Here is a 12,879-nt window from a genome sequence, read left to right as displayed (position 1 = left end):
TAATTATGCAGTATTATTTCTTATAACTTATTTAATTATATATATAATTAAATACTCATTATGAATGAAGATGATTACTTAATACTATATTGTTATAATCAATTCACTTCTACAATTCCAAAAAAGTGTCATTATCATCGTAATAATGAATTGATTCAAGCAACTCTTCATTTGATGCATTTTCTTTTCTACTCAATGTGGATACTATTACATCTTGTAATAATTCATCTCTAAAAATAAGTTGCAACTCTCTTTCCTCAATAAAACTTGGTGATTTTTCTTCAAAACTTGTATCATCAATTTCAGGGTACTCATCTATATAACAATTTGATTTTAACTCAACATTATCCAATTGTGAATATACACACCAATTATTGTCTTGATACAGTTTTTTAGATCCATCTTGCAAATATATATTTCTTAATTCATTAATTATTTGATAAAATTTGTATTCTTTATTCTTTGTTAACATTTCTCTTCACCTTTCTTACTTTTTAATTTTTCCAAACTTATCCAATTTTCCTATTCTCCCTAGCTTACCTCCTCCCCACATATCTCTTCCTCCATTTCCAGTTGGATGATATATACTGGAATTAGTACTATGGTCAGTTCTATCAACTAATTTCAAAAATCCAGTTTCTTCAGAATGATGCCATGTAAGCTCTGTTGGGCTGTTAGATAAATTAGGATTATTATCCAACCATGTTTTTAATTCTGGATTTCTTCTAAACATATCTTTTCTGAACACAGTATCGCTATTTAGTCTTTCTACAACTGATTTATTAGCTTGTCTAAATTGAACTGAATCACTTGCATAATAAAAATTATTATCTAACTCAAATTGGTGGAATGTATTATACTGCACTGCACTTCTAGGATTATCCGCCACCTCAGTATCATTTATAGCCTGTATCTTACTTCCACATTTTGACTTATACCCACTAGGATCACAATACCCCACAGGATTATTTCCACAATAACTATAAAGATTTAACCCATCACCCCTATAAACATCATCCTGCGTAAATCTTCCAATAACAGGGTTATAAAATCTAGCTCTCAAATAGTATTGATTCGTTATTCCATCAAACTGCTGCCCTGTATAAGTTATCCTATTATGAACATCTTCAGTACTTTCTAAAACATTACCAAAAGCATCATAACAATACTCATTTTTTATTTGTTGCTCTTTGTCTGTAATATGGGCTGTGCTACCTTGTTCATCTTGAGTGTAATAATATCTATTACCCACTAAATCTCCATCAGCCATATCAACAGCAACAACTTCATGCCCTCTAGTAAATCTAGAAATACAATTATAATCTTTATCTGTTTCAACTAAAATATTTTCCTTATGGAAAATAAATCTCGTTAACTTTTCGTTCTCTTCAATCTCACATCTTAGACCTTCAGTATCATATCTACTAACTAAAGTGTTTCCTTCCTTAGTGATAGCCTTAACCTGTTGGTTTAATGTATTGTACTCGAAGGTGTTTGCACCTAAGCTGGTTCTTTACATTATAAACATATTTATCTGTTATATCATTTGTTGTTTTACTTAATCTGTTCCCTGCTTTATCATAGGTAAAGCTTTCTTGCCTCCCATCATATCTTGAATCTTTTAATCTATTCATGCTGTCATAGGTATAGTGATTTTTATGTTTACTGCTTACTTTGCCTTTAGGTTAATCACTATATTTTATTTTCTCTATGCTATTACACCTATTGGTGTAGGGTTCCTTCGTAATATAGAGTTTTCACCTTGCACTCTATATTTTTCCACTACCCACCCTGCTACCGCTTTTGCTTTCGCCTTATAGACAAATCCCATCATAATTTACTTATGATGAGATTTTGTATTTTTTAAATTTACAATTACTGGCTTGAAACCCGATTAAATAGAAGAAATTGGAACCAAGTTGTTTTACTAATTAATATCTTTCCAATAAGTTTGAATTATATGATAATTGACATACACAAAGCATAAAAATTAAAAATTATTTATTCTTCTATTATTTCATTTTCCTTCATAAATTTATACCATTTTTGGCTGCTTCCAATCTCTAAATATTTTTCTCCCACTACATATTCATTAATAAAATTCTCGAATTTATTATATTCTTTTATCTCGCATTCTTCTCCTAATTCACTAGTTACACAATATACATAGCCATTTTTTTTGTTAAGTAATATAGGATAAGGCGCTACTTCTCCTATACAAATATATTGAGCCGGATTTTTTACTTCATACATAATAATATCATTTTGGTGATCTTTAAATTCATCATCATCAAACCAGAATAAGATATCTGCAATGTTCATATATTGGTATTGACTTTTTAACCATAAAAAATCTTCTATACTATCTAATTCCTCAAAACTTTCTCTAGATTTAGTAGACTCTCTTTTCTCTATTAAAGCTAATGCCATATACGAAATGTTTTTTTTCAAAATTTCTTCTATTCTTTCAATCTTTGTTAATATTATTTTATTCATATTATCACCTTTCAATAACTATTTTTATTCTTCCATTTTCAGCCACATTTCTCAACTGAGCACTTATATTTATTCCTATTTTTCTATTTGTATACATTTCAGCCATTTTAAGATTTTTCCATTCATCGGGTCCTCCTAATTGCAACTCCCAAATATGATCAGGATCCATCTTATTAACCCTTTTAATTGCCTTCTTTAATTCTGTAGGATTATCTTTGTACTTTTGTACTGAATCTTCTTTCATATATTCTTTATAAGATCTTGTAATACTTTGATTACGTTTAGATTTTGTTTTACTTAATTGATTATTATCACTTAATTCTTTTAACTTTTCGGCTTTATTATTAAAATAATCTATATCCATTTCCTTTATGTCAGTTCCCCATTTAAATGTTTTCTCATATTTTAATTTTGCTTCATAGTAATCGCCAAATACATCATATTTTTTAATTGCTCTATTATAATCTGGTAACATTCCTTCGGCTGCTGCAACATTATCCCAATGGTCATTGTATCGTTTTAAATCTTCATCAGCTACCTTTCCAAATGCACTTTGTTTGCTAGCACATTTGTACCCACTAGGATCACAATACCCCACCGGATTACTCCCACAATACCCATAAAGATTTAGCCCATCACCTCTATAAACATCCTCCTGAGTAAATCTCCCAATAACAGGGTTATAAAATCTAGCCCTCAAATAGTATTAATTCGTTATTCCATCAAACTGCTGCCCTGTATAAGTTATCCTATTACGAATATCCTCAGTGCTTTCTAAAACATTTCCAAAAGCATCATAACAATACTCATTTTTTATTTGTTGCTCCTTGTCTGTAATAAAAACGGTGCTACCTTGCTCATCATGAGTATAATAATATCTATTTTCATCTGACGCTAAATTTCCATTAGCAATATCAGCAGCAACAACTTCATGCCCTCTAGTAAATCTTGAAACCGAATTATAATCCTTATCTGTTTCAACTAATACATTTTCCTTATGGAATATAAATCTTGTTAACTTTTCATTTTCTTCAATCTCACATCTTAAGCCTTCAGTATCATATCTACTTACTAAGGTATTTCCATCCTTAGTTATAGCTTTAACCTGTTGGTTTAAGGTATTGTACTCGAAGGTGTTTACACCTATGTTACTTTCTTCTTTTATTGTATTGCCTTGTTTATCATAAGTAAAGTGATTTGTGCCAGAATCTTGGCGTAATTCCTTTAGTTGGTTCTTTACATTATAAATATAATTATCTGTAATATCATTTGTTGTTTTGCTTAATCTGTTGCCTACCTTATCGTAGGTAAAGCTTTCTTGTCTTCCATCATAGCTTGAATCCTTTAATCTATTCATGCTGTCATAGGTGTAGTGGTTTTTATGTTTACTGCTCACTTTTTCTATTCTATTTCCATTTAGGTCATAAGCATAATTGTAATCAACTAACACTTCACCTGTTGAAGTTACTGTAACTAAGCTCTCAACATTGCCATCACCATCATAGCTATAATTTGACTTTAAACCATTTCCATAGTTTATGCTTTTTATATTGTCATTTTTAAAGTAAACATAATCTACTACTGTGTTTTCGTTGTTATCTTTTATTTCTTTAACTCTATTTGCATCATCATAATTATAAATACTACTTTTACCTGAGATATCCTTTATAGTTTTAATATTATTATTCTTATCATAGTAATAACTTAAAAGTGTTCTTCCTGATGCACTTTTGCTTTCCAGCATTCCTTCATCATTAAAACTATACTCATATAACATGTTTCCTGTGTATGCATTTTTTAGTGTTCCATCTTCATTATAGTTATATCTTTGATCTATAATGTTTAAGATTTTTTGCTCTTTTGAGATTTCTTCAATTGTCTTTTTATGGTTTTTATAAGCTTTTACAGAAACTATATTTTTATCAATATTATAACTTCTATCTACTATATTTTCGTTTCTGTCTAGCTGCTTACTTAGGTTTCCTTCTTCATCATAATAGAAAAATTCACTATTTCCTTCTTGATCTTTTATTTCAGATACTTGGCCTAAACTATTGTAACTATAAGTTATTGTTCCACCATTTGCGTCTGTTGTTGTTATAATATTTCCTGCATAGTCATAGGTGTATTTTTCAGCTCCACCTTCTGGAGTTACTATTTGAGTTATTCTTCCCCAATCATCTAACATGTAGCTTGTTTGGTTTCCGTTACCCTCAGTGATTCCAGTTATGTTCCCTCTAGCATCGTATTTATAACTTTGAGCTTTTTTGTTTTCTTTTCTGGAGTTTGGAGTAACTATATCCTTAATTTGACCAAGCAAGGTGTAAGTATACTCAACCTTATTGTTTTCACCATCTATCGAGGTTTCCATATTTCCTTTTGGATCATAAGTATTTCTCGTTACTGTTTCTCCAAGGGCATTTTTAACCTGGATTACTTGACCTTTTAGGTTGTAAACATAGGTTGTACCTAAGCCATCGTCTTTGGTTTCATCATATTGCTCTGCTTATAACTATATCCTAGCCCATTGTCTGTTTCTGCATTGTAGTATTCTAGGCTAATGTGTAATTCTATTTACCTAAACAAACTACCCTCTATAGAAATTTTATTACTATAGAGGGTAGTTTCTTATTTATCTTGTTTTAATTAATCTAATAATTTGTACTCTTTGTTACTATAAACATATATCCACTTTGGAATTTATTTTATTTTTTAAAAATTAAGACTTTGAAACTATACTTTTCATACATACAACCCGCTTATAAATTCATCAAAATTGTCTGCTACTAAATGCATATTTTTATATGATGGTTTTACAAAATCTTTTTCAAATGCACTATTCCAATAATAAATTTTACCTATGTTTTTTCCTTTAAGACAAATACAAATTGGTGATTCAGTTGGATCCATCACAATTGCTAAAAGATTTTTGGGAATTAAATCCCCTTTATTAAAAACTTCATATTTCTCTTTTATATTAGGCATTTTATTATTAGATAATGGTAATATATTCATAGCACATGATTTTATAAATTTATCTTTTGTTATAAATTTATAGGGATTAAGCTTACCCCCATTACATTGAAGTATAAATCTTCTATACTCTTCTGGTAATATGTTTCCTATATACTTTTCAAAATCATTTAAATCCTTAATAGAAATAGATTTCTCTTCTTCTTTTATTGTTATATTTCCGTATACTATTATTTTTTTATTTAAATTATCTCTATTTTCTTCAACTTTAATATCACTCTCTTGTTTATCCACTAGCTCTTTATCTGGTTTTGATAATGAATTAATTTTATTCACATCTATTATTCCGTTAATTTCATCTTTTAAAAGATTTACATCCTTAAATTTACGATATAACTGCACTATTCTATCTAATATATAATCTTCCCTATTTATAGATGAAACTTTTTTATATTCTTTTAATGCTTCTTCAAAGTTTCCTAAACATTCGTAAATATTTCCTCTAAGAAAGTAAGTCCGTTCATTTTCAGGTTCCCCCAGTTGTATAAACATTTCTAAATCCATTAATGCTTTTTCATACATTTTATTTCTATAATAACAACTACCTCTATCATAATAAACATGATTTTGGTGTTTGCCCCCATTAATAACAGTTGTATAGCATTCGATAGCTTCTGCAACTTTATCATTAACATCATAAGCTGATCCTAAAGAATACCAGACTTCATAATTTTGTGAGTTTAATTTTAATGCTATCTTATAATACTTTATTGAATTTTCATCATCATTTAATAGAGAATACATATTACCTATTAATGAGCATACTTTATCATCATTAGGATCAAGTTCAAATGCTAAAAGATAATCATTTAAAGCTTCTAAATCTTCTTCAAAAATGTCTGTTAACAAATTTGCCCTCGCTACATAATATTTCTTATTTCTTGGTTCTAATTAAATTACAGTATTATAATCTATAAGTGCATTGTTATATCGGTCTTTGTTTCTCCACATTTCACCTTGCTTATTTAAATTGCTTTCTGCCATCATTAAGTATATATTTGCTCTTTCATAAAATAACTCTGAATCTTTATTACAGATCCTTATAATTTCATTATAATCCTTTAAAGCGTCCATATATCTTCTAATACTAATATATAACTTAGCTCTATTTTTATAATTCTCTATATTATCTTTATCACTTAATATTAGTTTTGTATACTTTTCAACTTCTTCACTTATCTTCACTCTAGATCCTCATTTCTGTTTTATTTATGCCCTCTGCCTTTATTTTTACATTGTGTTACATTATTTTGTTGTTCTTTCTTAAGGTCCTGTGCTTTAGCATTACCTCCAGTATGACCCACACTTCCATGTACCTCTTCCTTAACAACATACAATGTTTCTAAATCATTTGAATGTTCAAGTTCATATTTAGAGGGTATCTCTTTCCCATACTTTTCATTATATATTTTTTTTGCATCTCGCTTATCTTTATCCCTGCCATTAAACCCATTAGGTAATACTATTTTACTTCCATCCCCTCCATTATTATATAAATGTTCAGGGTGCTTACTAAATAACGGTGTCTCGTCTTTATCAAAAGTAATATCGAAAGTTTCGTTAGGATCTTTATTATATTTAGGTCTATATTTTAAAGTATAAACTTTGCTGCCATCTGGTCGTATTTCTACAGATACTACATTGTTTTTGGGTGTACGTTTCTTTCTATCATAACCACTAGGATCAAAATACCCCACCGGATTACTCCCACAATAAGCATAAAGATTTAACCCATCGCCTCTATAAACATCCTCCTGAGTAAATCTTCCAATAATAGGGTTATAGAATCTAGCTCTCAAGTAGTATTGCCCTATAATCCCATCAAATTGCTGTCCTGTATAAGTTATCCTATTATGAACATCTTCTCTGCTATCTAATACATTACCAAAAGCATCATAACAATACTCATTTTTTATACGTTGCTCTTTATCTGTAATATAGACTGTACTACCTTGTTCATCCTGAGTATAATAATATCTATTACTCCCTAAATCTCCTTCAGCAATATCAGCAGTAACTACTTCATAACCTCAAGTGAATCTAGAAATTGCATTAAAGTCCTTATCTGTTTCAACTAATACGTTTTCCTTATGGAAAATAAACTTAGTTAACTTTTCATTTTCTTCAATCTCACATCTTAAACCTTCACTATCATATCTACTAACTAAAGTATTTCCTTCCTTAGTTATAGCTTTAACTTGTTGGTTTAAATTATTGTACTCGAAGGTGTTCGCACCTAAGTTACTTTCTTCTTTTATTGTATTGCCTTGCTTATCATAAGTAAAGAAATTTGTGCCAGAATCTTGATGTAATTCTTTTAATTGGTTCTTTATATTATAAACATATTTATCTGTTATATCATTTGTTGTCTTTGTGTGTCTATTCCCTACTTTATCATAGGTGAAGCTATCTTGTCTTCCATCATAGCTTGAATCTTTTAATCTATTCATGCTGTCATAGATGTAGTTATTTTTATGCTTAGAGCTTACTTTTTCTATTCTATTTCCATTTAAGTCATAAGCATAGTTATAATCTACTAACACTTCACCAGTTGAAGTTACTGTAACTAAACTCTCAACATTTCCATCACCATCATAGCCATAATTCGACTTTAAACCATTTCCATAGTTTATGTTTTTTATATCATCATTTTTAAAGTAATCATAATTTACTACGGTGTTTTCGTTGTTATCTTTTATTTCTTTAACTCTATTTGCATCATCGTAACTGTAAATACTACTTTTACCCGTGATATCTTTTATTATCTTAATATTATTATTCTTATCATAGCCATAATTTAAAAGTGTTCTTCCTTATGCACTTTTGCTTTCTAGCATTCCTTCATCATTAAAACTATACTCATATAACATGTTTCCTGTGTATGCATTTTTTAGTGTTCCATCTTCATTATAGTTATATCTTTGATCTATAATGTTTAAGATCTTTTTATCTTTTGAAATTTCTTCTATTGTTTTTTTATGGTTTTTATAAGCTTTTACAGAAACTATATTTTTATCAATATTGTAAATTCTATCCACTATGTTTTCGTTTCTGTCCTGTTGCTTACTTAAATTTCCTTCTTCATCATAATAGAAAAATTCACTATTTCCCTCTTGATCCTTTATCTCAGATACTTGTCCTAAACTATTGTAACTGTAAGTTATTGTTCCACCATTTGCATCAGTTGTTGTAACAATATTACCTGCATAGTCATAGGTATACTTTTCAGCTCCACCTTCTGGAGTTAATATTTGAGTTATTCTTCCCCAATCATCTAGGGTATAGCTTGTGTCATTTCCATTACCATCTGTAATTCCAGTTATGTTTCCTCTGGCATCGTACTTATAACTTTGAGCTTTTTTATCCTCTTTTCTAGAGTTTGGAGTTACTATATCCTTAATTTGACCAAGTAAGGTGTAGGTATACTCAACCTTGTTGTTTTCACCATCAATTGAGGTTTCCATATTTCCTTTTGGATCATAAGTATTTCTCGTTATTGTTTCTCCAAGGGCATTTTTAACCTGGATTACTTGACCTTTTAGGTTGTAAACATAGGTTGTACCTAACCCATCGTCTGTAATTTCATCATATTGTTCTGGTAGTATTTGCTTTATTATTCTATCATTTTTATCATAAATTAATCTTGTTGTATTTCCTGAAACATTCTTAAAGTGAGTAAGTCTATTTTGAGAATCATAGGTATAAGTTTTACTCTTTTTATCTTCCTCAAACTTTAAGTCTTTTAATAACTTCTTATTTTCCTTAGCTTTTTCATATCTGCCAAGAGCTTTTATGTTATAGTCATTTTTACTTGAATATTTTTTGTTTATAAGTCTTGCATCTTTCCCACTATATTCACTTAAAGCTATGATATTGCTGGCTTTATCATATTTATATACATGGCTTCTAAAGATATTATTTATTTCATCTTTTTCATATTGCTCAATAACTCTATCTATAACATCATATACTCTTCCAATTTCAAAGCCTTTTGGCGTTATTATTTTAGTAGTATTGCCATTTTTATCATATTCATATTTTGTGATTGCCCAGATATTTTTGTCCTTACTTTCTGGTGAAATAAACTTACCATCTATTTCTTCTTTCTTTTCAACTAAATTTCCTGCCTTATCATAAATATAATGAACTATTTTTTCTGTAGTATCATTTATTTTAAAGCTTTCGTAGGTTTTATTGTTTATTGAATCATATTTGTATCTTGCTTTTGCCCCATGTTTATCTTTAACTTCGATAAGCCTATTTTCTTTATCATATTCAAAATAGATTTCATGATAGTAATTGCAATACTCTTCTTTATTAACTAGGTCTGTTCCATGTTTTTCTAATGTTTTATTGCTATTTCCATCATACTGGTAACAAGTTACGTTATATTTTAATTCTTGTTGCTTACTACTTATAGCATTCTTTTCAAGTGATATTGCTTGATTATCTTCTAATTCTTCTGTTGTAAGTTTTTCTACTGGAACTCTCTTTTCAATTAGATTGCAAAGTAAGTCATATTTAAATAAAGTAGCGTTTCCTTCACTATCTATTTCCTTAATTATATTCCCATGAAGGTCATATTCAAAAGTTTTGTCTATAATTTTTTCTTCATTTATTATAGAAGCTAATCTATTCATTGAATCATAGATATAGCTATACCCTAGTCCATCATCGATTTCTGCATTGTAGTATTCTGGACTTATGTGTTTTATAACATTTCCACTAGGGTCTAAAACAAATCTTTCTACTCCGCCATCTGGATATAGTGTTTTTATTTTTCTGTTATCTTTGTCATAGACATATTCTATGCCTAAACCATTTTGTAAATCCTCATCAAAGTAATTTGGATTTACCTCTTTTATTATGTTTCCTTCGCTGTCTCTTATATTTTTCTCAATGAATCCCATTGGATTTTTTTATGTCTAACAGCCTATCCATATGGTCATATTTATAGCTATAATTCCCACCATTTGGCGTTTCCACCCTTATTAAGTTACCCATCTTATCATAAGATTTTGTTGTTTTATTTCCATCAGTTTTAGTTAATATTCTTCCATATGAGTCATAAGTGTACCCCTCAATTTTCCACTGCCCAACCGAAATCTTTGTTTTCTCTTCTATTAAATTACCTTCATTATCATGAACGTAAATATTCTCTTTTCCATTGTTATCTGCCTGCTTTATTAAGTTCTACTCTTCGTCATAAACATATTCTGTACTTAATCCATTTGGCAATATCTCTTTTAATAGACTTCAAAAAGCATTATATTCCTTATAAGTTTCAAAGCCATTCCTATCTTTTGTATAGATTTTGTTTTGATAATCGTCATAATTATATTCCTCTGTGGTTCCATCTTTATAAAATAAATGCGTTATAAGTCCATCTTTATTAAACCTTGTTTTTTCTGTCCTTTGACTTTGTAGGTAATAAAATGTTACTTCTCTTTCTGCATCATCATAGGTTATATTACAAGTATCCCCGTTTGGAAAGTCTTGTTTTGTTACTCTTCCTAACTAAGTTTTGATGCTTTTTCTAACTTCTTAAATTTACTCATGGCTCCCATACTTACGCAAGATAACCCTCCAGAGGTTATAGCTGAATCTAAATAACTAGTTAAGCTGTTATTAAGTACCCCATCTTGTGCATAGTCCATTATTGCATTAATTGCAGCGTCACCACCCATATCAACTGCGAGCTTTTTCACTAGCACAGACCCTGCTCCCCCTGTTAAAACAGCAATTGATATTGCCGATACCATAACCGAGCCATATTTTACTATGTTATACAAGGTTTTATTACGTCCACAAACTGTATCACGCATGAAGTTATGAGACTTTGAAAACTCCCCGCTCTGGGCTTTGCTGTAATTCGAGCTACCTTCCGCCATTTCAGACGCACCTACGCCCACTGCTGTAATTTTACCTATTATTGCAGCAGCAACAAGTGCTGCTCCTCCTGTTACTACTGTTGCTGCTGCAACTAATCCAAATCCCATCTTACTTTTAGCTTCTTGAATTTTTTGTTCAGTTTGAGCCTTAGCTTGTGCATTAATCTGATCTATTATTTTTGCATCATCTTTACCTCTATTTAATTTAATGGATTTTTCTATACCTAATCTGAATATGTTTTTATAGAACATGTGTTTTTGTCAGGTTATTAATTAAAGAATTTTTACAAAAGCTACATTAAATTCACCATTTTCAATCGTACAATCGATATAAAACCAAAAAATAAGAGTTAATATCTTTAAAAATATTAACTCCAATTATAAAATATATTTAATTATTCAATTCTAATACAATGTTTATCTAATTTCTTTCCACATTCTAGGCACTTTATTTCTCCAAAACCAAAATTTACTTCTTCAACTGGACCTATAGTCATAGGTGGATATAAAACATCCTCGTATCTTCCACATTCTTTACATTTTACTTTCTTTAAATATGCTAAATGATACTCTTCGTTATAATAAACTGATAAACAATATATCCAATTTTTTCTTGAATATGCCACGACTTTGAATTTTTTATTTTTTTTAATAAAGTTTACTAATGTACCTGCTGTATATATTTTACATAATGCCCCCTTGCTTTCAATATTGATTATTTCTGTTCTCTCACATTTTTCTAACCCTATCGTATCTAATATATATGCTATACTACCATATATGATATTAGGATTTTTTTTAACATCTATAATTTTCATAATTACTCCATTTCAATTAATATAATATTATACTCTGTGCACCAATTTCTATAGTATTGCTTTCAAACTTAACCATAAAACAAATTTCTTCATTACCATGTAACATTGAATACTAAAACTTTCTTTTTCCCCTCTTTTATTATATATTAATAATCGTTACTAAAGTATAATATCTTCTGAACCAATTTCTATAGAATCATTTTCAAATTTAATAACAAGAGTATGCTCTTCTTGCCACGTGTTGTTAAATGCTATGGCAAATACGACACTTCCTTCTTCCATAAAATTCGGAATAATAACTTCACATGGTGTAAGGATTCTGCTAAGTTGATTTCTATTTGTAATTTGTGGTGCTAAATCATCCCACTCACTCTTATCAATATAATCTCTTATTTCATCCAGATTGTTTACATAATACTTAAATAAATTTTCTTCTGCTATATTTAAAAATTTTTTCTTGTTTTTATCAAATTCCAAAAAAATCTCCCTTTGTTCTTCCATAATTTCTCTATTTTCTTCACCATCTACTATTAAAATAACATCATTGTTACATCCAAATATATTTATGTTATATATTTTTCTCCATCCAAGTTCATACTTCAATTCTCCAAATACTGAATCTACTATTTTTTTCATTTCAT

16 protein-coding genes are annotated in these 12,879 nt (G+C 29.2%); all 16 read right to left on the bottom strand.

Annotated elements, in window-relative coordinates; genetic code table 11:
• Positions 1-109 precede the first annotated feature (109 nt).
• Positions 110-472, bottom strand: coding sequence for a DUF7716 domain-containing protein (locus tag A7L45_RS09815; protein ID WP_071612606.1), 363 nt, complete (start codon positions 470-472; stop codon positions 110-112).
• A gap of 15 nt (positions 473-487) precedes the next feature.
• Positions 488-1,453 carry an RHS repeat-associated core domain-containing protein gene (locus tag A7L45_RS22555; RefSeq protein WP_472844457.1) on the bottom strand — a complete coding sequence of 322 codons (966 nt, stop codon included), beginning with the start codon at positions 1,451-1,453 and terminating at the stop codon, positions 488-490.
• A gap of 4 nt (positions 1,454-1,457) precedes the next feature.
• Positions 1,458-1,634: a hypothetical protein gene (locus tag A7L45_RS23510; protein WP_084647422.1), complete on the bottom strand. Its 177-nt coding sequence runs from the start codon at positions 1,632-1,634 to the stop codon at positions 1,458-1,460.
• Between the two features lie 74 nt (positions 1,635-1,708).
• Positions 1,709-1,834, bottom strand: a complete 126-nt coding sequence (locus A7L45_RS24060) for a hypothetical protein (protein ID WP_257786568.1) — start codon at positions 1,832-1,834, stop codon at positions 1,709-1,711.
• A gap of 167 nt (positions 1,835-2,001) precedes the next feature.
• Positions 2,002-2,496, bottom strand: a complete 495-nt coding sequence (locus A7L45_RS09800; RefSeq protein ID WP_071612605.1) for a hypothetical protein — start codon at positions 2,494-2,496, stop codon at positions 2,002-2,004.
• Positions 2,497-2,500: 4 nt separating this feature from the next.
• Positions 2,501-3,196, bottom strand: a complete 696-nt coding sequence (locus tag A7L45_RS23775; protein ID WP_076605250.1) for an RHS repeat-associated core domain-containing protein — start codon at positions 3,194-3,196, stop codon at positions 2,501-2,503.
• 6 nt (positions 3,197-3,202) lie between these two features.
• Complete coding sequence (locus A7L45_RS22440; protein WP_076605249.1) at positions 3,203-4,867, bottom strand: RHS repeat domain-containing protein; 1,665 nt, start codon at positions 4,865-4,867, stop codon at positions 3,203-3,205.
• A gap of 371 nt (positions 4,868-5,238) precedes the next feature.
• Positions 5,239-6,378, bottom strand: coding sequence for a tetratricopeptide repeat protein (locus A7L45_RS09785; protein WP_071612604.1), 1,140 nt, complete (start codon positions 6,376-6,378; stop codon positions 5,239-5,241).
• 42 nt (positions 6,379-6,420) lie between these two features.
• Positions 6,421-6,714, bottom strand: a complete 294-nt coding sequence (locus tag A7L45_RS09780) for a tetratricopeptide repeat protein (RefSeq protein ID WP_071612603.1) — start codon at positions 6,712-6,714, stop codon at positions 6,421-6,423.
• A gap of 20 nt (positions 6,715-6,734) precedes the next feature.
• Positions 6,735-7,466, bottom strand: a complete 732-nt coding sequence (locus A7L45_RS23770; protein WP_479415228.1) for an RHS repeat-associated core domain-containing protein — start codon at positions 7,464-7,466, stop codon at positions 6,735-6,737.
• Positions 7,467-7,559: 93 nt separating this feature from the next.
• A complete protein-coding gene (locus A7L45_RS09770; RefSeq protein ID WP_071612602.1) occupies positions 7,560-8,072 on the bottom strand; it encodes an RHS repeat domain-containing protein in 513 nt (170 codons plus the stop codon).
• A gap of 270 nt (positions 8,073-8,342) precedes the next feature.
• Positions 8,343-10,439 (bottom strand): RHS repeat domain-containing protein, encoded by a 2,097-nt coding sequence (locus A7L45_RS09765; RefSeq protein ID WP_071612601.1) that lies wholly within the window; start codon positions 10,437-10,439, stop codon positions 8,343-8,345.
• Complete coding sequence (locus A7L45_RS24345) at positions 10,426-10,635, bottom strand: RHS repeat domain-containing protein (RefSeq protein WP_236900483.1); 210 nt, start codon at positions 10,633-10,635, stop codon at positions 10,426-10,428. The genes A7L45_RS09765 and A7L45_RS24345 overlap by 14 nt, the downstream gene beginning before the upstream one ends.
• Positions 10,636-11,042: 407 nt before the next feature.
• On the bottom strand, positions 11,043-11,672 hold the full coding sequence (locus A7L45_RS09750) for a hypothetical protein (RefSeq protein WP_071612600.1): 630 nt from the start codon (positions 11,670-11,672) through the stop codon (positions 11,043-11,045).
• A 143-nt stretch (positions 11,673-11,815) separates the two neighbouring features.
• Positions 11,816-12,238 carry a hypothetical protein gene (locus A7L45_RS09745; RefSeq protein ID WP_071612599.1) on the bottom strand — a complete coding sequence of 141 codons (423 nt, stop codon included), beginning with the start codon at positions 12,236-12,238 and terminating at the stop codon, positions 11,816-11,818.
• Positions 12,239-12,397: 159 nt separating this feature from the next.
• On the bottom strand, positions 12,398-12,874 hold the full coding sequence (locus A7L45_RS09740) for a DUF6985 domain-containing protein (protein ID WP_071612598.1): 477 nt from the start codon (positions 12,872-12,874) through the stop codon (positions 12,398-12,400).
• Positions 12,875-12,879: the final 5 nt, after the last annotated feature.

Source organism: Clostridium estertheticum subsp. estertheticum, from assembly GCF_001877035.1.
Classification (GTDB): domain Bacteria; phylum Bacillota; class Clostridia; order Clostridiales; family Clostridiaceae; genus Clostridium_AD; species Clostridium_AD estertheticum.
This window is presented reverse-complemented; position numbering and strand designations above follow the sequence as displayed.

Bases quoted from the DNA above. Each gene is read 5' to 3' on its own strand.
- A7L45_RS23510 (WP_084647422.1), bottom strand. From the start codon at position 1,634: ATGAATAGATTAAAAGATTCAAGATATGATGGGAGGCAAGAAAGCTTT.
- A7L45_RS09765 (WP_071612601.1), bottom strand. From the start codon at position 10,439: ATGGGATTCATTGAGAAAAATATAAGAGACAGCGAAGGAAACATAATA.
- A7L45_RS09740 (WP_071612598.1), bottom strand. From the start codon at position 12,874: ATGAAAAAAATAGTAGATTCAGTATTTGGAGAATTGAAGTATGAACTT.
- A7L45_RS22440 (WP_076605249.1), bottom strand. From the start codon at position 4,867: ATGGAAACCTCGATAGATGGTGAAAACAATAAGGTTGAGTATACTTAC.
- A7L45_RS09815 (WP_071612606.1), bottom strand. From the start codon at position 472: ATGTTAACAAAGAATAAAGAATACAAATTTTATCAAATAATTAATGAA.
- A7L45_RS09800 (WP_071612605.1), bottom strand. From the start codon at position 2,496: ATGAATAAAATAATATTAACAAAGATTGAAAGAATAGAAGAAATTTTG.
- A7L45_RS24060 (WP_257786568.1), bottom strand. From the start codon at position 1,834: ATGATGGGATTTGTCTATAAGGCGAAAGCAAAAGCGGTAGCAGGGTGG.
- A7L45_RS09750 (WP_071612600.1), bottom strand. From the start codon at position 11,672: ATGTTCTATAAAAACATATTCAGATTAGGTATAGAAAAATCCATTAAA.
- A7L45_RS09745 (WP_071612599.1), bottom strand. From the start codon at position 12,238: ATGAAAATTATAGATGTTAAAAAAAATCCTAATATCATATATGGTAGT.